The sequence below is a fragment of the Croceibacterium salegens genome (genome assembly GCF_009827435.1).
In the GTDB taxonomy this organism is placed as follows: Bacteria; Pseudomonadota; Alphaproteobacteria; order Sphingomonadales; family Sphingomonadaceae; genus Croceibacterium_B; species Croceibacterium_B salegens.
The window spans coordinates 232,305-250,923 of the sequence record NZ_WTYM01000058.1; the positions used below are offsets into that span (position 1 = coordinate 232,305).

Genomic DNA, 18,619 nt, shown 5'->3' on the forward strand with positions numbered 1-18,619 from the left:
GCATAGTCCTGTCGGTTCGCTATGGACCTCCCATATGGGAGGGATTATGGCCTGATACATGCGCTTTCCGGCCCTCGGCGAGACAGATCTTCTTGTGCCGCTGCATGACGGGCTGTTCGAGCAGCCGATGTGGCGCACCTTCCTCGCCCGCCTCGCCGCGGTCTGCGAAGTGCCGTTCGCAGGGCTGGTCCTGACCCCGCCGCACGCCGCGCACGGGCTGGTGCTGGCCCACGGAGATGCCCCCGCCGGTGCGATCGAGGCGGTCGATACGAGCGGGACGGCGCTGCGCGAGAATCGCAGCTATGCCGCGAGCGAATTCGAGGGCGCCATCGCCGGGGACCTGCGCGCGGTGCGGGTGCGCGAGGAAAGCGGGATCGACGCGGTGCTCACGGTCGCAGGGCCCGGCGCATTGCCCGCTGCCGCCGGAAGCCTCCTCGCCGCGCTCGCACCGCACCTGCGCGTCGCCTTGCGCGTCTTTGCCGCCCTGGAGCGCGAGCGGGCGCGTTCGGTCATGAGCGACGACGCGGTGAGGCGGATGAACTTCGGGTGGATCGCCATCGACGGGAAGTGCCGCATCGTCGACCTCGATCCGCAAGCCGAGCGGGTGCTGCAACAGTCGGGCCTCCTGCGCTGCGGCAGCTACGACCGCCTCACCCCTGCCAATCCCGCTGTCGACCGCGAACTGACCGCGCTGGCCCGCCGGTTCGCCGCCTCACCCGATGAGCGCCCGCGCGCGATCAACCTCAGCCACGACCCGTGGATCGACCTTCTCGTCTCCCCGCTCAGGGTCGATACGCTGTCCGGCGGATCGCAGGCGGTCGCGGCCGTTTACCTGCGCGGCGACCGCACCTCGCTCGCCGACCGCCACGAGCAGCTCGCCGACCTGTTCCAGCTCACCCCGAGCGAAGCGCGGCTCGCCTGGTCGATGGCACAGGGCATGAGCATATCCGAGGCCGCCGCCGCGCATGGCCTGACCATCGAGACCGCGCGCAATTACTCGAAAAAGATCTACGCCAAGACCGGCGCGCGCGGGCAGGCCGACCTCGTGCGGCACATCCTGACCAGCGTGCTCGCCCTCGCCTGACGATACCGATAGGCGTAGGGGGACGTTCGTTCACCGAGGGAGACCTTGCAAAGCGCACCGCGCTCATGCAGGGCGCAAGAAAAATAGTTTCACCTGAAAGGAGTGCATGATCCTCATGCGCCAGATCGACCATTTCATAGTCGGCGGTACCGGCAGCGCGCCGGCCCGCACCCACAAGGTCTTCGACCCCAACAGCGGCGCGGTGCAGGCCGAAGTCGCGCTCGGCGATGCCGCGTTGCTCGACCGCGCCGTGGCGACCGCGAAGCAGGTCCAGCCCGGCTGGGCGGCAACCAATCCGCAGAAGCGCGCCCGCGTGATGTTCAGGTTCAAGGAGCTGATCGAGGCCAACATGGAAGACCTCGCCCGGCTGCTGTCGAGCGAGCATGGCAAGGTCATCGACGACGCCAAGGGCGACGTCCAGCGCGGGCTCGAAGTGATCGAATACGCCTGCGGCATCCCGCAGGTCCTCAAGGGCGAGTACACCCAGGGCGCGGGCCCGGGCATCGACGTCTATTCGATGCGCCAGCCGCTCGGCATCGGCGCGGGCATCACCCCGTTCAACTTCCCGGCGATGATCCCGATGTGGATGTTCGGCATGGCCATCGCGGCGGGCAACGCCTTCATCCTCAAGCCCTCCGAGCGCGATCCCAGCGTGCCGGTGCGCCTCGCCGAACTGTTCCTCGAGGCCGGTGCGCCCGAGGGGCTGCTGCAGGTGGTCCACGGCGACAAGGAAATGGTCGACGCCATCCTCGACCACCCTGACATCGCCGCGGTCAGCTTCGTCGGCTCGTCCGACATCGCCCACTACGTCTACGAACGCGGCGTGCGTGCGGGCAAGCGCGTGCAGGCGATGGGCGGGGCCAAGAACCACGGCATCGTCATGCCCGACGCCGACCTCGACATGGTGGTGGGCGACCTCGCCGGTGCGGCCTTCGGTAGCGCCGGCGAGCGCTGCATGGCGCTGCCCGTGGTGGTCCCGGTCGGCGAGGACACGGCGGAGCGGCTCAAGGCCAAGCTCATTCCCGCAATCAACGCGCTGCGCGTCGGTGTCTCGACCGATCCCGAAGCGCATTACGGCCCGGTGGTCACCGCCGAGCACAAACAGCGGATCGAGGACTGGATCGCCACCGCCGAGAAGGAAGGCGGCGAGATCGTCATCGACGGGCGCGGCTTCACCCTGCAGGGGCACGAGGACGGCTTCTTCGTCGGCCCGACCCTGATCGACCACGTCACCCCCGACATGGCGAGCTACCACAACGAGATCTTCGGCCCCGTCCTGCAGATCGTGCGGGCAAAGGACTTCGAGGAAGCGCTGCGCTTGCCCAGCGAGCACCAGTACGGCAACGGCGTCGCCATCTTCACCCGCAGCGGCCACGCCGCGCGCGAATTTGCCACCCGGGTCAACGTCGGCATGGTCGGCGTGAACGTGCCGATCCCCGTCCCGGTCAGCTATCACAGCTTCGGCGGCTGGAAGCGCTCGGGCTTCGGCGACACCGACCAGTACGGCACGGAGGGACTCAAGTTCTGGACCAAGCTCAAGAAGGTCACCCAGCGCTGGCCCGACGGCGGCGGTGACGGCTCCAACGCCTTCGTGATACCGACGATGGGATGATGCTTCGCGCGCTCTTTGCTTTGCTGGCTGCGGCCTGTCTCGCTGCCTGCGCTACCGTGCCCGAAGGGCCCAAGCGCATCGCGCTGACCTTCGACGACGTACCGCGCAATCCGGGCGCCTTCCTGTCCGAGGATGAACGGACCGAACGCCTGATCGACGGCCTGCGGCAGGCAGGCGTCGGGCAGGCCGCGTTCTTCGTCACCACCGGCAACCTCGCCAAGACCACCGGCGGGGCGGAGCGGATCGCGCGCTACGAAGCTGCAGGCCATGTGCTTGGCAATCACACCTTCAGCCACCCGCACCTGTCGCAGGTGAGCGCCGAGGCTTTCCTTGACGACGTGGACAAGGCGGCCGAATGGCTCGCCCCGCATGCGAGCAGCCGCCCGTGGATGCGTTTCCCCTATCTCGACGAGGGCCGTGAGGACCGGACGAAGCGCGAGGCGGTGCGCGCCGGGCTCGCCGCGCGCGGCCTGTCGAACGGCGTGGTGACGGTCGACGCGAGCGACTGGAAGTACGACGACCTCGCGATTGCGGCCAAAGCCGCCGGTGAGCCGATGGACATGAATGCCCTGCGCGACCTGTGGGTCGAGAGCCATGTGGACGCGGCCGAATTCTACGACGACCTCGCGCGCAAGTCCCTGGGCCGGTCCCCGGCACACATCCTATTGATGCACGAGACGGACCTTTCGGCGCTGTTCGTCGCCGATCTCGTCGCCGCGCTCAGGGCCAGGGGCTGGGAAGTCATCACCGCCGACGAGGCCTTCGCCGACCCGCTCGCCGCGATGCTGCCCGATGTGGCGAGCGCGCAGGGGACCATCACCGAAATGGTCGCATGGGAACGCGGCTTTCCCGCGCCGCGATGGTATGCGCGCAACAGCGAGACGCTCGCGACCGCGGAGTTCGACCGCCGGGTTCTGAAGAAGGAAGGCAAATGAGCTACGAAACCATTCTCGTCGAAACCCGCGGTGCGGTGACGCTCATCACGCTCAACCGGCCGCAGGCGCTCAACGCGCTCAACAGCAAGGTGCTGGCCGAGCTGATCGACGCTTTCGCCGCCTACGAGGCCGACCACACCCAGCTCTGCGCGGTGCTGACCGGCAGCGGCGAGAAGGCCTTTGCCGCCGGGGCGGACATCAAGGAGATGGCCGACAAGCCGGCGGTCGATTTCTACCTCGAGGATCACTTCTCCGGCTGGCAGTCCGACCTCGTGAAGCGGACCCGCAAGCCGTGGATCGCCGCGGTCAACGGCTTCGCGCTGGGCGGCGGGTGCGAGCTGGCGATGATGGCCGACTTCATCATCGCCGCCGACAGCGCCAAGTTCGGCCAGCCCGAAATCAAGCTCGGCGTCGCGCCCGGCATGGGCGGCAGCCAGCGGCTGACCCGCGCGGTCGGCAAGGCCAAGGCGATGGAGATGTGCCTCACCGGGCGGATGATGGACGCCGGGGAGGCCGAGCGTTCGAGCCTCGTCGCCCGCGTCGTGCCGCTCGCCGACCTGCTCGAAGATGCACTGAAGACCGCCGAGACGATCGCGTCGATGCCGCCGATGGCCGCGATCGCCAACAAGGAGATGGTCAACGCCGCCTACGAGACGACGCTCGAACAGGGCCTGCTGTTCGAACGCCGCCTGTTCCAGGTCCTCGCCGCGAGCGAGGACAAGGCGGAGGGCATGAAGGCCTTCGTCGAGAAGCGACCGGGTGTGTGGAAGGGGCGGTGAACCTCATTCCGGACGGCATCCTTCCCCTTGCGCTTATCGGCGGAGGAATGGCGGTCATTTGGTTGTCGGTGGAAGCACTGACCGGGATCAAGGGCGGACTACATTCGCTTGTCCACCGCTTGCTGTCGTTCGGAGTCGTTGATGGCAATCCGCGTCGAACCCAATTGGCCCGCTACGAAGGCGTGTTCGAATTGTTGGCCGGGATATTGATGGTAATCGCGGGCTTCGCCCGCATGGGAGTGTGAAATGAAAATCGCCTTCATCGGCCTCGGCAACATGGGCGGCGGGATGGCCGCTAACCTCGTCAAGGAAGGGCACGCGGTGCGCGCGTTCGACCTTGCGAATGAAGCGCTCGATGCGGCCCGGAACAACGGCTGCGAAACGTTCGCTTCGGTGCGCGAAGCGGTCGAGGGCGTCGATGCGGTCGTCTCGATGCTGCCCAACGGCGGAATCGTGAAATCGGTCTTCACGTCGGACGTGATCGGCACCGCGCCCACCGACGCCATCCTGATCGATTGCTCGACCATCGACGTCGCCACCGCGCGCGAGGTCGAGCAACTGGCAGCCGATGCCGGTTACGCGATGGTCGATGCCCCGGTCTCGGGCGGCATCGCCGCGGCCAATGCCGGCACGCTGACCTTCATGGTCGGCGGCAGCGACGAGGGGTTCGAGCGGGCGAAGGCCGTTCTCGAAGGCATGGGCAAGGCGGTGATCCACGCCGGCGGCGCGGGGGCGGGGCAGGCGGCCAAGATCTGCAACAACATGATGCTCGGCATCCACATGATCGGCACCTGCGAGGCCTTCACCATGGCGCAGCGGCTCGGGCTCGACCCGAAGGTGTTTTACGACATCGCCTCGGTCTCCTCGGGCCAGTCGTGGTCGGTGACGAGCTATTGCCCGCTTCCCGGCGTCGGCCCGACCACACCGGCGGACAACGGCTACAAGGGCGGTTTCGCCGCCGGGCTGATGCTCAAGGACCTGAGGCTGGCGATGGAAGCGGCGGAAACCGCCGGGGTGGACGCTCAGATGGGCCGCCACGCGCGCGAACTCTACGAAGCCTTCGACGCCGCCGGCAACGGCGGCCGCGACTTCTCGGCGATCATCGAGACGCTGTAATTCCTCCCCGTGTCGGGGAGGAATTTGCTGTCCTACAAGCCCTTGGTTGTGCTTGGGTCGCCCGATGGAGATTCGGCGGTCAGGCTTGAGGAAATCGGACCAGTTTGCGGCAACCCGGAGTTTTACCCCAAGACACTGTCAACAGTGTCAAGCGCATGTAAACCTCAAGCCATGGGCTGGGCGATGAGGCAGGTGCCGTCTTCGGCGAATTCGACCGCGTCGATCTCACGGGCCAGCGCGCATTGGCCGGGCGATACGGTCTCGCCTTCGACCGTGACTTCGCCCTCGCGCGGGATCACCAGCAAGGGGCCGCGGTAGCGCGCCGAGATCGCCGGGTCGGGACCACCGGCAAGCTGGTCGAGCCGGAACCAGGGCCCGTCGACCAGTCCGACATCCGAGCCGTGCCCGACGTAGTTCTTCAGGCTGGCCGGATAGGGCTCGCCCTTCGCCACCGCCACGCCTTCGTCGAGGTGCAGATCGCGCGGGCGGCCGTAGTCGTAGAGGCGGTAGGTGATGTCCGAGTTCTGCTGGACCTCAATGATCGAGCAGCCCGGGCCGATGGCGTGGACGGTGCCCGCCGGGATGTAGAAGAAGTCGCCGGCACTGACTTCGTGCCAGGTCAGCAGGTCCTCGATGCTGCCGTCGAGCGCGGCGGCGCGCATTTCGTCGGGGCCCAGTTCACGGTCGAAGCCGATGCCGAGCGTCGCGCCCGGTTCGGCGTCGATCACCAGCCAGCATTCCTCCTTGCCCTGCCTGCCGATGCCCATCGCCTCGGTCTGCGCGTCGGACGGGTGGCACTGGACCGAGAGCTTTTCGCTGGTGAAAAGGTACTTCACCAGCAGGCCGGAAAGCTCGGGCGGCGGCACAAACCAGATCTCGCCGATCCGCTGGCCGTGCGGCGCGGTGAACGGGGCGGGCAGGTCGGTTCGGCCCCAGGGTTTCTCGACGGTCTTGGTCTCGAGCAACATCGCCCGGCCTTACCCCGCGTGGGCTTCCTCGACAATCGAGGTGTCCCACTCGAGCTTGCCGAGATCGGCACGGGTGAAGGTGCGGATGGCGGCGTAGTCGCGCGCCTCGATCTTCTTCACGAAGTCGGGGTCGCCGATCAGCGCCCGGCCGACCGCGACGAGGTCGAACTCGCCAGCCGCCAGTCGCGTTTCAAGGTCCTCGATCGCCTCGCCGACCCGCGCACCGGGATCGCGGCCTTCCATGAACACCGTCATCACGTCGGTATCGAGCCCGACGCTGCCGACGGTGATGGTGGGGAGGCCGCCGAGGGTCTTGACCCAGCCGGCAAGGTTGCGGCCGTCGCCGTCCCACTCGGGCTCCCAGAAGCGCCGGGTCGAGCAGTGCAGGACGTCGACCCCGGCCTCGCGCAGCATGGTGGCGAGCGTTTCCAGTTCGGCGCAGTCGGCGGCGACCCTGGCGTCGTAGTCGACCTCCTTCCACTGGCTGAAGCGCAGCGAGATGACGAAGTCGGGGCCGCACTCGGCGCGGATGGCGCGGACGATTTCAGCCGGGAAGCGCGCCCGGTCGGCAATGGCGGGGCCGCCGTAGCCGTCGTCGCGGACGTTGGAGCCGTGCCAGAGGAACTGGTCGAGCAGGTAGCCGTGCGCGGCGTGGACCTCGACCCCGGCAGCGCCGATGTCCTGCGCGACCATGGCCGAACGGACGAAGCCTTCGCCGATTTCCTCCATCTCGGCGCGGGTCATGGCCCGGCCGCTGTCCTTCTTCGGCGAGGCCTTGCCCGAGGGGCTGAGCGCCTGTCCGTCGGTCCGCAGCGCGCCCTCGTGCCACAGCTGCAGCAGCATCTCCCCGCCCTCGCGGCGCACCGCATCGACGCAGCCCTGCCAGGCCGAGGCGGTCTTGGCGTTGATGTGCGCCGAGGTCGGCTGCACGGTCGAGGAGGGATGGTCGATCGCCGCGCTCTCGCCGATGATCAGCGGCACGCCCCCGGCTGCGCGGCGGGCGTAGTAGGCGGCCAGCTCGGGCTTGGGCGCACCCGCCTCGCACATCCCGCGCTGCATCGCCGGCATCACGAAGCGGTTGGCCAGCATGAGCGGGCCGAGCCGGAACGGCGTGAACAGCGGCGAGGGTCCAGTCATTGCGGCTTTCCTACACGAGAGGCAGCGGCCATACTCGCCTGATGGAACTCGACTATCAAGCCTACGAAGCGCTGTTCAACACCGGCGACGATGCCGCGCTGGTCGAGCGCTTTTTCGCGACCGATTGCCGCATGGTCAGCGCCAACGGCGTGCGCGAGGGGGCGGACGGGCTGCTCGCGTTCCTCACCTGGGCGCACGACGGCGTGCGCGAGGTCATGCGCCCGCAGACCGTGCTGAGCCGCGACGGTCTGCTGTTCGCCGAGGTCGACATGGACTTCCACGCCAGCAAGCACCGGCCTGACTTCCCGTTCGGCGAGTTGTTCCCCGGCGACCTCGTGACGGTGAAGTTCTTCGTCACCTATACGCTGAATGCCGACGGCAAGATCGCCGAGCTCAAGTCGATGACCTGGCCGCCAGAGCATGGCGTGACCAAGCTGCCGCGGCTGGGCACCCACCCGAGCCAGCAGGCGGCTTTCCAGGCCTATTCGGCGGCCTTCTCCGGCGCCGAGTTCGAGCACTTCCCGCAGTTCTACACCGACGACGTCACGCTGCACCTGACCAGCTCGGTCGGCGACGTGGTCGGCAAGCAGGGCATCATCGACTTCTACAGGCCGATGTTCGCCAAGGTGCGCGAAACGGTCATCCCCGAGCACCTCGAATTCACCGACGGCAAGATCGTCTACGACGCCGTAAGCCGCTTCACTGCGGTCGAGGATGCACCCGATTTCGTGGTCGGCCCGCTCAAGCAAGGCGAGTTCTACGATGTGCCGGTGCGGGTGGTTTACCAGCTGCGCGACGGGCTGATCTGCGACATCCACGTCACCCGCCGCGGCGAGCGGACTTTCGGCGGCAATGCCTGAGCTTCCAAACTATTTTGCAGTGCAGCTATTGCATTGCAACATTTTGACTGGACGGAAGAACCCGGCGCTATAGGATGGCGATCCGTGGGCCAAACCGGATCGTTCCTGCTGCCGCTCGCCGCGCTACTCGCGGCAGGGGCGGGGGCGGGTTTCGCCGGGGGACTTTTCGGGATCGGCGGCGGGTTCGTGGTGGTGCCCGCGCTGATGCTGATCCTGCCGCTGCTCGGCACCGAACCGGATCAGCTGACCCATGTCGCGGTCGGCACTTCGCTCGCCTCGATCATCTTCACGTCGATCCGCTCGGTAAACGCGCATGCCCGCCGCGGTGCGGTGGATTTCGAGCTGCTCAGGACCTGGGCGCCATGGGTCGTGATCGGCACGGTGCTGGGCACCTGGGTCGCGGACATGATCTCGAGCGCGACGCTGGCGATCATATTCGGCGTCGGAGTGCTGCTGTTCGCGGTGCATTTCCTCACGCCGGCCCTGCATGACCGGCGTGTCGCCGCGGCCATGCCGGACGGCACGACCCGCGCCGGGTTGGCCGGTGGTCTCGGGCTGCTCTCGGCCCTGCTCGGCATCGGCGGGGGGACGATCACCACGGTGGTGATGACCATGTGCGGCGCGCCGATTCACCGCGCCATCGGCACCGCCTCGGGCATGGGGGCGATCATCGCCTTTCCGGGGGCGGTCGGGTTCATGGTCATCGGCTTCATGGCGCCGGGGCTGCCGTGGGGTTCGGTCGGCTACGTCAACCTGCCCGCGGCGCTGGCAATCATCGTCACCTCGGTGCTCGTCGCCCCGCTTGGGGTCGCCGCCGCGCACAAGCTCAGCGCGCCGCTGCTGCGAACCGTTTTCGGATTCTACCTGATCTTCGTGGGCATCACGATGATCGCCAACGGCCAGTGAAGGGAGACCACGCCATGCAAATCAACCGCAGGAACTTCATCGCCGGAACCGCCGTGGCGGGCACCGTTGCCGTCGCCGCGCAGGGGGTGTTTGGCAAGGACGCGCCGCAGCCGGTATTCGGCCCCAACAGCGGACAGGCGCTGCTCAGCCGGAACGAAAACCCCTACGGGCCCGCGCCGAGCGCGCTGCAGGCGATCACCGATACCGCGACCAAGGGCTGCTACTATTCCGACAAGGGCGTGGCTAAGCTGCGCGACATGATCGCCGAGCGCCACATGGTCGCGCCCGAGCAGGTCGTGATCGGCGAAGGCTCGACCGAGATTCTCTCCGCCATCGCGCTAGCCTGGGGCGCCAAGGGCACGATCGTCTGTCCTTCGCTGTTCTGGGACACCACGGTGCAATACGGGGAGCGGCAGGGTGCCAAGGCGATCCGCGTCCCGCTGGCCGGAGACATGGACGTCGATCTCGCCGGCATGGCCGCGGCGGTCGATGACAGCGTCTCGCTGGTCCACATCTGCAACCCCAACAACCCCACCGCAATGCTGATCGACCCGGCAAAGATGCGCGCCTTCGCCGCGCAGGTCGTGCCCAAGGCGACGCTGCTGGTCGACGAGGCCTACAACGAACTGGTCGACGATCCCGCCGCCAACACACTGATGGATTTGGTGCGCGAGGGGCAGGACGTGATCGTCTGCCGGACCTTCTCGAAGATCTATGGAATGGCCGGGATGCGGGTGGGCTACGCGATCACCTCTCCGGAGAATGCGCGCCTCATCGGCGGTTACCTAATGAGCTTCGGCGGCAACGTTTCGGGCCTTGCCGCGGCGATCGCTTCGTACAACGACCATGGCTTCCTCGAGAAATCGAAGGCGGTGATCGTCGAGGGGCGTTCGATGATCCTCGATGCGGTCAAACAGGCGGGCCTGACCTCGCTGCCTTCGCAGACCAACTTCGTCTACGTCGAGGTGTCCGATGCCAACGCGGTGCAGAAGGCCATGGCCGAACGCGGAATCTCGATTCGCGGTGCCTACGGTCCGTGGAAGCAGTATTCCCGGGTCAGCACCGGCAAGCTCGATGACGTGTCGCGCTATTGCGCCGCCTTGCCCGAGGTGATCGGCGGACTGGCCTGATCGTCAGGAGGCCAGTGCCGGCTGGCCACGCCACAGCAGCTCCGAGCGCACGATCGGCGTGCCGTAAAGCAGGCGCCGTTCGGCCGGGTCGAACGCCTCGCGCCGGTGCACGCAGCAGCGGTTGTCCCACAGCAGGATGTCGCCCGCACGCCACTGGTGGAGATAGGCGAATTCCGGACGTGCGACGTGATCGTAGATCGTATCGAGTAGCTCGGCGCTCTCCGCCTTGCCGAGCCCCGTGATGCGCGGCGCGGTGTCGATGTAGGCGAGGATCCTCCGCGCGCCGAGGAACACGAACCTGCGCCCGGTCACCGCATGGCGCTGGACCAGCGGGACGACGCGGAACAGCGTTTCGTCATGGATGTCGGCCTCGTCGAGCGAGCCTTCGAAATCGTTGACCTTGAGCGGGAAGTGGATCGAGCGCCCCTCGATCCGTGCCTTGAGGCCGGCGGGCATGGCCTCCCAGGCGTCGCAGAGGTTGGCGATCCCGGTGCGGCCGCCGGTGCGGGTGACCTCGACCCCGTGCAGCGCGGTGGCGGGAGGCGGCGCGGCGTCGGTCCAGCGGTCCTGGTGCCAGCCCATCTCGTCGGCGCCGAACTGGCCAACGTTCCTGCCCTTCTCCTCGATGTTCGAGACCAGCCGCAGCCCCTTGAAACCGTCGATGTCGATCGGCTCGTGATAGCGCGAGGTGTCGGAATCGTCGGGCTCGCCGAAGTTGCGGATGAAGGTGACATATTCGCGGGGTGTGAGAACGGGGGAGCGGAAAAGCAGCGCCTGACGCCGGTGGAACAGGTCGGCCAGCGCGTCACGGACTTTCACGCTCATCGGCGTCCGAGTGTCGAGACCGGAAATTTCGCTGCCGAATCCGTCGGTCAGGTTCCTTGCCTGAAGCAATGCCATCCAGTCTCTCCCGCCCGGACCGCAAGTCTTCGAGCCGACGCTGCTATGCCCCACCTCGGACCGATTTGTCACACTTGGTGTGAACCGTGGCCTCATCAACTTGCCATTCACCCTCGCGAGCCTACATTCATAGGCGAAAGGCTGGACCCGACCTGATGAGTGAAAATCGCGAACCCGAAAACAATCCCAACCCGTGGATGAAGAGCCTGATGGTGTGGGGCGGGATTTTCCTCGCCCTGCTGCTGGTGGTTTCCATGTTTGGCGGGCCGCGGACGACGACCGCCAACGCGATGGATTATTCGGATTTCCGCTCGAAAGTAGCCGAAGGGTCGGTCGAGAAGGTCGAGATTTCTCCCGACAGGATCAGCGGCACGCTCAAGAACGGGCAGACCTTCACCACGGTCCCGGTCGAGAACGACACCAGCCTGACCAAGCTGCTCGACGAAAAGGGCGTGCGCTATTCCGGCGCGCAGAAGGAGGAGATGGGCGTCCTGACCTATATCCTCATCCAGTCGCTGCCGTTTCTGCTGATCCTCGGCGTTGCGTTCTTCGCCCTGCGCCAGGTGCAGAAGGGCGGCGGATCGGGTGCAATGGGCTTTGGCAAGTCCAAGGCCAAGTTGCTGACCGAACGGCAGGGCCGGGTGACCTTCGACGACGTCGCCGGCATCGACGAGGCGCGCGAGGAGCTCGAGGAAATCGTCGAATTCCTCAAGGACCCGCAGCGCTTCTCCAAGCTCGGCGGGCAGATTCCCAAAGGCGCACTGCTGGTCGGCTCGCCCGGTACCGGCAAGACCCTGCTCGCCCGCGCCATCGCGGGTGAGGCGGGCGTGCCGTTCTTCACCATTTCCGGCTCCGACTTCGTCGAGATGTTCGTCGGCGTCGGCGCGAGCCGCGTGCGTGACATGTTCGAGCAGGCCAAGAAGAACGCGCCGTGCATCGTCTTCATCGACGAAATCGACGCGGTCGGCCGTCATCGCGGTCACGGCCTCGGCAACTCGAACGACGAGCGCGAGCAGACGCTGAACCAGCTCCTCGTCGAGATGGACGGCTTCGAGGCCAATGAGGGCATCATCATCATCGCCGCGACCAACCGGCCCGACGTGCTCGACCCGGCGCTGCTGCGTCCGGGCCGCTTCGACCGCCAGGTGGTGGTGCCGATCCCCGACATCGACGGGCGCGAGAAGATCCTCGCCGTGCACATGAAGAAGGTGCCGCTGGCCCCCGACGTGAACCCGCGCACCATCGCCCGGGGCACGCCCGGCTTCTCCGGCGCGGACCTCGCCAACCTCGTCAACGAGGCGGCTTTGCTTGCTGCGCGGCGCAACAAGCGCCTCGTCGCGATGCAGGAGTTCGAGGACGCCAAAGACAAGGTCATGATGGGCGCCGAACGGCGCAGTATGGTCATGACCGACGACGAGAAGAAGATGACCGCCTACCACGAGGCCGGCCACGCCCTCGTCAGCGTCAACGAGGCGGCGTCCGACCCGATCCACAAGGCCACGATCATCCCGCGCGGCCGCGCGCTGGGCATGGTCATGCGCCTGCCGGAACGCGACAACTATTCGTACCACCGCGACAAGATGCACGCCAACTTGGCGGTCAGCATGGGCGGCCGCGTGGCGGAAGAGATCATCTTCGGTCACGACAAGGTGTCGAGCGGCGCGTCCGGCGACATCCAGTACGCCACCGACCTTGCCCGCAACATGGTCACCAAGTGGGGCATGTCCGACAAGCTCGGCCCGCTGCAGTACGAAGAGCAACAGGAAGGCTATCTCGGCATGGGCGGTTCGCACCGCACCATGGGCTCCAACGAGACCAACCAGCTCATCGACGCAGAAATTCGCTCGCTGATCGAAGGCGCCTACAAGCGCGCGACCGAAGTGCTCAAGAGCCAGGAAGACAAGCTCCACCTGCTTGCCCAGGCGCTGCTCGAATATGAAACGCTCAACGGCGAGGAAATCGAGCAGCTGCTCAAGGATGGCAAGTTCGACCGTAGCGACAAGCCCAAGGGCCCGATCATCGCCAAGCCGACCAGCGGTTCGGCGGTGCCCAAGGCCGGCAAGCGCTTCTCGGGTGAGGGCGGGGCGGCGCCGCAAGGCGCCTGACGCTCCGCCTCAGAATGCTCCGAGCAGCAGCAGCACGTTCAGGAACAGTGCCAGGATCACCACGATGAACACCAGCAGCACGCTGGTGCGCCACAGCGCGGAGAAGCGCGAGAGGCCGTAGGCACCCTTGAGCTGGCGGTAGATGTGGTAGATCGGGACCATCGTGCCGACGGTCACGAGCAGGGCGGTCGAAACGCCGAACTGCCCCAGCACGGTCAGAATGACGAACAGCAGCGTCATGAAAGACAGCGAATAGGTCACGAAGACCGCGTGGTCGTAGGCCCCGAAGCGGCGACGCCACAGGAACAGCAGCCAGACGAACGGTATCGACAGCGGGATCAGCAGCCACGAGAACTTGTAGCTGTTGGCCTGCAGCTTGTAGGCCATGAGTTCCGGGTTGTGGCGCCACTTCTCGATCAGGCGGTCGATGACGGAAATACCGGTGGGATTCTTGTCGGTGGTGATCCTGGCCAGTCCGTCGCTGGTGCTGGCGAGGACTTCCTTGCCGTCGTCAGCGGCGGCTTTGTTGGTTGTGGCAGCCGGCGCGGGGGCAGCGTCTTCGACGGTCGCCGATGACTCGGCGTCCTTGCCGGCGGCCTCCTTCTCCAGCCGCTCGATCTGAGTGTCGATGATCGGGGAGGCCGGGTTGTCGTCGCCCATCGCCTTGCGCGCCTGACGCAGGCCTTCGAGATCGTCCGTCGTCTCTTCGCTAACGACCTGCCCCGGAGTGTTCAGGTCGTCGGGCGTGGAGATGCCAGCGATCTGGAACACCGCGAACATCAGGAAGACCGAGAACAGGAACAGCGCCATCGGCGATACGAAATAGGCGCGCTGGCCGTCGATGTAGCGCCGCGTCAGCTCGCCGGGTTTCCACGCCAGCATCGGCAGGGTGTGCCAGGTCTTGCCTTCGAGATGGAACACGCCGTGCAGCAGGTCGTGCATGAAGGCGCCGAGGGTCTTGTGGACGTGTGCCCGCTGACCGCAGGCGTGGCAGTGCTGTCCGACCATCGCGGTGCCACAGTTGAGGCAGGCGCCTTCATGCGTGTGCCCGTCCTTACCTTCGCCGGCCTGGGGTTCGACCGCGCGGGCGAGCAGGCCGCCCTCGACCATGCTGCCAACCGCTTCGCCGAAATCGCTCATGACTTACCCCCTTGCGGGGGCAATCCTAACGCGGAACGCCGAAACGAAAAAGGGCCGCGCGATGGCGGCCCTCGTTCGTTGGGTTCGATCCCGGATCAGCTGCCGTCGTAATCGGCGCCGATCGAGGTCGAACGGGTCGGTGCGGCGGCCGAGAGGCGCATGGCCTCGGCCGACTGGCTGAGCGAGCCGATTTCGTCGGCCTCGTCCTCGTCGTCCGGGAGAATCTTCTGCAGACCGGTGACCAGGCTTTCCTGCAGATATTTCGGCTTGACGGTCTCTTCGGCGATCTCGCGCAGGGCCACGACCGGGTTCTTGTCGCGGTCGCGATCGATGGTCAGTTCCGCCCCGCCTGAAATCTCGCGCGCCCGCTGGGCAGCCAGCAGGACGAGATCGAAACGGTTGGAGACCTTGTCGACACAATCTTCGACGGTAACGCGCGCCATCGGGCACCTCAGGAAAATGGGTGTTGCGGGAAAGCGCGCCACCTAGTCACCACCGGCGCGAGAGTCAAGGTTTTCGGGCCCGCGCGCCGTGCTATGCAGCGGCCATGGAGAGTCCCGCCAGCGCTGCAGCCCCGACGCCGCCGGCCAGCAGGGACTATGCCGATCCGCAACCCTTCGCGATCGAGGCGCAGGGCCAGGCGCTCGAATTCTTCCCGGCCGGGCGCGACCGGCTCGAGCGGCTCTGCGCGATGATCGACAACGCCACCACGAGCCTGCGCATGGCCTTCTACATTTTCACCCCCGACAAGGCTGGTGCGCGGGTGCGCGATGCGCTGGTCGCCGCCGCCCGTCGCGGGGTCGATGTTTCGCTGATCGTCGACGGCTTCGGCGCCAAGGTGGAAAACGACTTCTTCGCCGAACTGGTCGAGGCAGGTGGCTATTTCTGCCGCTTCCTGCCGAAATGGTCGGTGCGCTTCCTGATCCGCAACCACCAGAAGATCGTAGTGGCAGACGGCAGGGTCGCCATGCTCGGCGGCTTCAATGTCGAAGACGACTATTTCACTTCGGCGCGCGAGGACGGCTGGAACGACCTTGCCTTTACTGTCGAGGGCAGTCTGGTGGAGCGCGTCGCCGAATGGTTTCGCGAGCTCGAGGAGTGGACCCGGGATCCGCACGCCCGCTTCATCGACATCCGGCGCCGGGTGCGCGAATGGGAGGGCGGGCGCGCGCCGGTGCAACTGCTCGTGGGCGGGCCGACCCGCGGGCGCTCGCCCTGGGCGAAGAGCGTCACGCGCGACCTGATCCGCGGCGAGCGGCTCGACATGGTCATGGCCTACTTTTCGCCCGAGTTCATGCTGATGCGCCGCATCCGCCGCATTGCGCGCAAGGGGGGCACGCGTCTCGTGCTTGCCGCCAAGTCCGACAATGCTGCGACGATCGGCGCCTCGCGCCTGCTCTACGGCTCCCTACTCAGGGCGCGGGCGAAGATTTTCGAATTCGAGCCGAGCAAGCTTCACACCAAGCTGATCGTGCTCGACGATGCGGTCTACGCCGGCAGCGCCAATTTCGACATGCGCAGCCTCTACATAAACCTCGAGATCGTGGTGAAGATCGAGGATGCCGCACTGGCGGCACGGATGCGGCAGTTCATCGACCACCTGCAGTCGGCCTCCACGCCGATTACCCCGTCACTGCACAAGGCCCGCGCCACGCCTTTCACGCGGCTGCGCTGGTGGCTGAGCTGGGTGCTCGTTTCGGTGATCGACTATTCGGTCAGCCGCCGCCTCAACCTCGGCCTGTGAGGCGCGCGGGTTGCTATTTCACCGGTAATCCCTATCTCTCGTCCAGCTGACGTCGCTTGCGACGGAATTTGACGGCCGGGCAAAGGCCTGCCGCTTCCTTCCTTCCCGCTGCTTTTTCGGCACCGCCGCGCGGGCCAGCAGTCCGTGCGCTGATTCATCCATTCCTCCCGGAGGACCCCGCGCCTTGGCGAAAGAAGAACTGCTCACACTCGAAGGTCAGATCGAAGAGATCCTGCCCGATGGACGCTTTCGCGTCCTGCTCGACAACCAGCATTCGCTTGTCGCCTATACCGCCGGAAAGATGCGGCGTTACCGTATCCGCTCGGTCGTCGGCGATCGGGTCCACGTGGAAATGACACCCTACGATCTGACCAAGGGCCGGATCGTCTATCGCGAGCGAACGCCCGGAGCAGGGCCAGGTGGCGCAAGGCGCCGCGGCGGCTTCAGGCGATGATGCCCGCAACAAACATGAAAGGGCGGCCGATCGGCCGTCACAACAACAATATGACTACACATTCAATCGGCGCGAATTCGCGCCCCCGGCTGTCCCCCCGTTACCGGACGGAAGCCGGCAATGGCGACCCCAAGGGCAAGCGCCTTTCCGCAACTCTCAGCACGCTCGAACTGCGCCGCCTCGTCGCGGCGATGGTCGATTGAGCGAGCTGCTCAATCCGCGCCTGGCGGACACGCCGGCCGCGGAGGCGGGAGCTATTCCCGACGCTGCGCTGCCGGGGATCGCCGTACCCTCACAGATGGGCGCAGCGATGGCGTGTGCGTGGTGCGTCTCGCACATGACGGAAGACCGAACCGCCGATCTAGCCGTTCGTACTGCTACTCTTCGCTCGCCGCTTCCCTGGCCCGCTTCTGGTCGGCCATCCTGGCCTTGCGCATGTGCCGCCTGATGCGGATGTCTTCTGCCATGTACAGCACGCGCCAGAAATAGATCGACCATGAAGCGAGCAGGACCAGCAGGAGCAGGATAGCTATCTGGGAACCGGCTCATCGGATTGCCTCCCCTGATCCGTCTTCCCGGCAGGTCATTCGCCGCAGTTCCGTTTCCACCCGGGCGCGCCCGCCCTCGCTGGCAATCGCCAGGTCGAGCGGCCGAGCGCCGAGGCCGGCGTTCTGACCGTTGAGGAATTCGAGCGCTCCCTCTCGTCCCAGCAGGACGAGGGCCAGTCGCGTGATTTCACCCTGTCGTCTGGCACTGTCGGGGGCGAGACGTGGCCGCGGGGAGGTGCGATCTGTCACTCCAGATTTCCGTTGGTGGCGCCGGGCACGTGTCGCGATACCTGGATGCATTCGCTGACGATGCGATTGGGAGGAATCGCCTGGTTGGCACCAATTGCTTCGAGTATCCGCCAGCCGTTCGCGGCATCGGCGCCCATGCTGCGCTGCATCCGCCAGATGCGGCCTGCGATCGTTGCCGCCTCACGGCCCGATGTCTGCTTTTCCTGCAGGTTGGCCGATCGATCGGCCTGCAGCCGCAGGCGTTGATAGTCGAAATATAGCTGGTTCAGGTCCACACGGAGCTCCTCTGCGTAAGCGGGAGCGCACACCGTGTCTCTCAGCCGCAGGCGCCTACTCGGTCGTTTGCCTGCGATGGGAATGCCTAGCACAGTTATGGCCGGGCGCTGCATCAATTCGGGTTTGAACGGGCAAACGCGGCTAAATTCAGGAGAAACGGCCAGAAAGTGTTGTGTCAACTTACCGCTCCCGCCGGGCATGGGAGTAGCTTCGGCGAAGCAGCCGAAACAGCGCGGGATCGCTCGGTACCCGCCGGGCCGAGCGGAATTTCCGGCGCAGCATGAGGACGAGGATCGGACCCTCGATGGCCCACTCCATCAGCTCGGGCAGCGCGACATTCCGGCGCGGGAAGCCGTCGTCACCGTGTCGCAGCCCGGCGTGCAGCGCCATCACCACGTCCCAGGCGTGCGCCAGGCTGGTTTCCCCGGCGCTGTTCCGCAGCCGCCACGCGGCCCGCGCGCTCATCCCCACCCGCCGCGCCGCCTCGGCGACGCAGCCGGTCTCGGCGAGGTAACCGATGAAATTCGCCTGCCGCTCGTCGGTCCACCCGTCACGACGGGTGCGGAGCGGGACCGGCAGGAACGGCGGCACCCGCGCGTAGGCGGGCCAGCGAGTGTTGGATTCGGGCATGGCCCGATGAAGGCACAGGTAGGGGCCTGTAGGAAAGGCGTTTGTT

Annotated in this window: 21 protein-coding genes; 13 read left to right on the forward strand and 8 right to left on the reverse strand. The window is 66.4% G+C overall.

Annotated elements, in window-relative coordinates; translation table 11 throughout:
- The first annotated feature begins 58 nt into the window (after positions 1 to 58).
- The 6 genes from GRI89_RS15940 (at position 59) to mmsB (ending at position 5,526) form a co-directional block, all read left to right on the forward strand.
- Positions 59 to 1,084: a helix-turn-helix transcriptional regulator gene (locus GRI89_RS15940; protein ID WP_201290955.1), complete on the forward strand. Its 1,026-nt coding sequence runs from the start codon at positions 59 to 61 to the stop codon at positions 1,082 to 1,084.
- A gap of 115 nt (positions 1,085 to 1,199) precedes the next feature.
- The gene (locus GRI89_RS15945; protein WP_159797851.1) at positions 1,200 to 2,696 is read left to right on the forward strand and encodes a CoA-acylating methylmalonate-semialdehyde dehydrogenase; all 1,497 of its coding nucleotides are present in this window, start codon (positions 1,200 to 1,202) and stop codon (positions 2,694 to 2,696) included.
- A 56-nt stretch (positions 2,697 to 2,752) separates the two neighbouring features.
- On the forward strand, positions 2,753 to 3,631 hold the full coding sequence (locus GRI89_RS15950) for a polysaccharide deacetylase family protein (protein ID WP_328598311.1): 879 nt from the start codon (positions 2,753 to 2,755) through the stop codon (positions 3,629 to 3,631).
- Complete coding sequence (locus GRI89_RS15955) at positions 3,628 to 4,410, forward strand: enoyl-CoA hydratase-related protein (protein ID WP_159797698.1); 783 nt, start codon at positions 3,628 to 3,630, stop codon at positions 4,408 to 4,410. The genes GRI89_RS15950 and GRI89_RS15955 overlap by 4 nt, the downstream gene beginning before the upstream one ends.
- Positions 4,407 to 4,655 (forward strand): hypothetical protein, encoded by a 249-nt coding sequence (locus tag GRI89_RS15960; RefSeq protein ID WP_159797700.1) that lies wholly within the window; start codon positions 4,407 to 4,409, stop codon positions 4,653 to 4,655. The genes GRI89_RS15955 and GRI89_RS15960 overlap by 4 nt, the downstream gene beginning before the upstream one ends.
- Before the next feature lies 1 nt (position 4,656).
- Positions 4,657 to 5,526 (forward strand): 3-hydroxyisobutyrate dehydrogenase, encoded by an 870-nt coding sequence (gene mmsB, locus GRI89_RS15965; protein WP_159797702.1) that lies wholly within the window; start codon positions 4,657 to 4,659, stop codon positions 5,524 to 5,526.
- Between the two features lie 164 nt (positions 5,527 to 5,690).
- Here mmsB and GRI89_RS15970 read toward each other — a convergent pair whose 3' ends face one another.
- Both GRI89_RS15970 and GRI89_RS15975 read right to left on the reverse strand, forming a co-directional pair.
- Positions 5,691 to 6,494 carry a class I mannose-6-phosphate isomerase gene (locus tag GRI89_RS15970; protein ID WP_159797704.1) on the reverse strand — a complete coding sequence of 268 codons (804 nt, stop codon included), beginning with the start codon at positions 6,492 to 6,494 and terminating at the stop codon, positions 5,691 to 5,693.
- Between the two features lie 9 nt (positions 6,495 to 6,503).
- The gene (locus GRI89_RS15975) at positions 6,504 to 7,631 is read right to left on the reverse strand and encodes an oxidoreductase (protein ID WP_159797706.1); all 1,128 of its coding nucleotides are present in this window, start codon (positions 7,629 to 7,631) and stop codon (positions 6,504 to 6,506) included.
- 41 nt (positions 7,632 to 7,672) lie between these two features.
- Between GRI89_RS15975 and GRI89_RS15980 the strand changes: the two genes are divergently transcribed.
- The 3 genes from GRI89_RS15980 to GRI89_RS15990 all read left to right on the forward strand — a co-directional run bounded on the left by GRI89_RS15980 (position 7,673) and on the right by GRI89_RS15990 (position 10,527).
- Positions 7,673 to 8,491: a nuclear transport factor 2 family protein gene (locus GRI89_RS15980; RefSeq protein WP_159797708.1), complete on the forward strand. Its 819-nt coding sequence runs from the start codon at positions 7,673 to 7,675 to the stop codon at positions 8,489 to 8,491.
- 84 nt (positions 8,492 to 8,575) lie between these two features.
- Positions 8,576 to 9,397: a sulfite exporter TauE/SafE family protein gene (locus GRI89_RS15985; RefSeq protein ID WP_328598312.1), complete on the forward strand. Its 822-nt coding sequence runs from the start codon at positions 8,576 to 8,578 to the stop codon at positions 9,395 to 9,397.
- Positions 9,398 to 9,411: 14 nt separating this feature from the next.
- Positions 9,412 to 10,527, forward strand: a complete 1,116-nt coding sequence (locus GRI89_RS15990) for a pyridoxal phosphate-dependent aminotransferase (RefSeq protein WP_159797712.1) — start codon at positions 9,412 to 9,414, stop codon at positions 10,525 to 10,527.
- Positions 10,528 to 10,530: 3 nt separating this feature from the next.
- Here the strand turns inward: GRI89_RS15990 and GRI89_RS15995 are convergent, their stop codons facing one another.
- Positions 10,531 to 11,427: a TauD/TfdA dioxygenase family protein gene (locus tag GRI89_RS15995; protein ID WP_159797714.1), complete on the reverse strand. Its 897-nt coding sequence runs from the start codon at positions 11,425 to 11,427 to the stop codon at positions 10,531 to 10,533.
- A gap of 155 nt (positions 11,428 to 11,582) precedes the next feature.
- Here GRI89_RS15995 and ftsH point away from each other — a divergent pair, with 155 nt between their 5' ends.
- Complete coding sequence (gene ftsH, locus GRI89_RS16000) at positions 11,583 to 13,532, forward strand: ATP-dependent zinc metalloprotease FtsH (protein ID WP_159797716.1); 1,950 nt, start codon at positions 11,583 to 11,585, stop codon at positions 13,530 to 13,532.
- Positions 13,533 to 13,541: 9 nt separating this feature from the next.
- Here ftsH and GRI89_RS16005 read toward each other — a convergent pair whose 3' ends face one another.
- Together GRI89_RS16005 and rpoZ are read right to left on the reverse strand one after the other, a co-directional pair.
- The gene (locus tag GRI89_RS16005; RefSeq protein WP_159797718.1) at positions 13,542 to 14,672 is read right to left on the reverse strand and encodes a DUF3667 domain-containing protein; all 1,131 of its coding nucleotides are present in this window, start codon (positions 14,670 to 14,672) and stop codon (positions 13,542 to 13,544) included.
- 95 nt (positions 14,673 to 14,767) lie between these two features.
- Positions 14,768 to 15,115: a DNA-directed RNA polymerase subunit omega gene (gene rpoZ, locus GRI89_RS16010; protein WP_159797720.1), complete on the reverse strand. Its 348-nt coding sequence runs from the start codon at positions 15,113 to 15,115 to the stop codon at positions 14,768 to 14,770.
- A gap of 104 nt (positions 15,116 to 15,219) precedes the next feature.
- Between rpoZ and GRI89_RS16015 the strand changes: the two genes are divergently transcribed.
- The 3 genes from GRI89_RS16015 (at position 15,220) to GRI89_RS16025 (ending at position 17,073) form a co-directional block, all read left to right on the forward strand.
- The gene (locus GRI89_RS16015) at positions 15,220 to 16,416 is read left to right on the forward strand and encodes a phospholipase D-like domain-containing protein (protein WP_159797722.1); all 1,197 of its coding nucleotides are present in this window, start codon (positions 15,220 to 15,222) and stop codon (positions 16,414 to 16,416) included.
- A 184-nt stretch (positions 16,417 to 16,600) separates the two neighbouring features.
- The gene (infA, locus tag GRI89_RS16020; RefSeq protein WP_159797724.1) at positions 16,601 to 16,870 is read left to right on the forward strand and encodes a translation initiation factor IF-1; all 270 of its coding nucleotides are present in this window, start codon (positions 16,601 to 16,603) and stop codon (positions 16,868 to 16,870) included.
- A 50-nt stretch (positions 16,871 to 16,920) separates the two neighbouring features.
- Positions 16,921 to 17,073, forward strand: coding sequence for a hypothetical protein (locus GRI89_RS16025; RefSeq protein ID WP_159797726.1), 153 nt, complete (start codon positions 16,921 to 16,923; stop codon positions 17,071 to 17,073).
- A gap of 342 nt (positions 17,074 to 17,415) precedes the next feature.
- Here the strand turns inward: GRI89_RS16025 and GRI89_RS16030 are convergent, their stop codons facing one another.
- The 3 genes from GRI89_RS16030 to GRI89_RS16040 all read right to left on the reverse strand — a co-directional run bounded on the left by GRI89_RS16030 (position 17,416) and on the right by GRI89_RS16040 (position 18,573).
- Positions 17,416 to 17,667 (reverse strand): antitoxin Xre/MbcA/ParS toxin-binding domain-containing protein, encoded by a 252-nt coding sequence (locus GRI89_RS16030; RefSeq protein ID WP_235913464.1) that lies wholly within the window; start codon positions 17,665 to 17,667, stop codon positions 17,416 to 17,418.
- The gene (locus tag GRI89_RS16035; protein ID WP_159797730.1) at positions 17,664 to 17,942 is read right to left on the reverse strand and encodes a hypothetical protein; all 279 of its coding nucleotides are present in this window, start codon (positions 17,940 to 17,942) and stop codon (positions 17,664 to 17,666) included. Before GRI89_RS16035 ends, GRI89_RS16030 begins: the two co-directional genes overlap by 4 nt.
- Before the next feature lie 181 nt (positions 17,943 to 18,123).
- Positions 18,124 to 18,573, reverse strand: coding sequence for a hypothetical protein (locus GRI89_RS16040; protein ID WP_159797732.1), 450 nt, complete (start codon positions 18,571 to 18,573; stop codon positions 18,124 to 18,126).
- Positions 18,574 to 18,619: the final 46 nt, after the last annotated feature.

Bases quoted from the DNA above. Each gene is read 5' to 3' on its own strand.
- GRI89_RS15940 (WP_201290955.1), top strand. From the start codon at position 59: ATGCGCTTTCCGGCCCTCGGCGAGACAGATCTTCTTGTGCCGCTGCAT.
- GRI89_RS15945 (WP_159797851.1), top strand. From the start codon at position 1,200: ATGCGCCAGATCGACCATTTCATAGTCGGCGGTACCGGCAGCGCGCCG.
- GRI89_RS15955 (WP_159797698.1), top strand. From the start codon at position 3,628: ATGAGCTACGAAACCATTCTCGTCGAAACCCGCGGTGCGGTGACGCTC.
- mmsB (WP_159797702.1), top strand. From the start codon at position 4,657: ATGAAAATCGCCTTCATCGGCCTCGGCAACATGGGCGGCGGGATGGCC.
- GRI89_RS15970 (WP_159797704.1), bottom strand. From the start codon at position 6,494: ATGTTGCTCGAGACCAAGACCGTCGAGAAACCCTGGGGCCGAACCGAC.
- GRI89_RS15975 (WP_159797706.1), bottom strand. From the start codon at position 7,631: ATGACTGGACCCTCGCCGCTGTTCACGCCGTTCCGGCTCGGCCCGCTC.
- GRI89_RS15980 (WP_159797708.1), top strand. From the start codon at position 7,673: ATGGAACTCGACTATCAAGCCTACGAAGCGCTGTTCAACACCGGCGAC.
- GRI89_RS15990 (WP_159797712.1), top strand. From the start codon at position 9,412: ATGCAAATCAACCGCAGGAACTTCATCGCCGGAACCGCCGTGGCGGGC.
- GRI89_RS15995 (WP_159797714.1), bottom strand. From the start codon at position 11,427: ATGGCATTGCTTCAGGCAAGGAACCTGACCGACGGATTCGGCAGCGAA.
- ftsH (WP_159797716.1), top strand. From the start codon at position 11,583: ATGAGTGAAAATCGCGAACCCGAAAACAATCCCAACCCGTGGATGAAG.
- GRI89_RS16005 (WP_159797718.1), bottom strand. From the start codon at position 14,672: ATGAGCGATTTCGGCGAAGCGGTTGGCAGCATGGTCGAGGGCGGCCTG.
- rpoZ (WP_159797720.1), bottom strand. From the start codon at position 15,115: ATGGCGCGCGTTACCGTCGAAGATTGTGTCGACAAGGTCTCCAACCGT.
- GRI89_RS16015 (WP_159797722.1), top strand. From the start codon at position 15,220: ATGGAGAGTCCCGCCAGCGCTGCAGCCCCGACGCCGCCGGCCAGCAGG.
- GRI89_RS16025 (WP_159797726.1), top strand. From the start codon at position 16,921: ATGACTACACATTCAATCGGCGCGAATTCGCGCCCCCGGCTGTCCCCC.
- GRI89_RS16040 (WP_159797732.1), bottom strand. From the start codon at position 18,573: ATGCCCGAATCCAACACTCGCTGGCCCGCCTACGCGCGGGTGCCGCCG.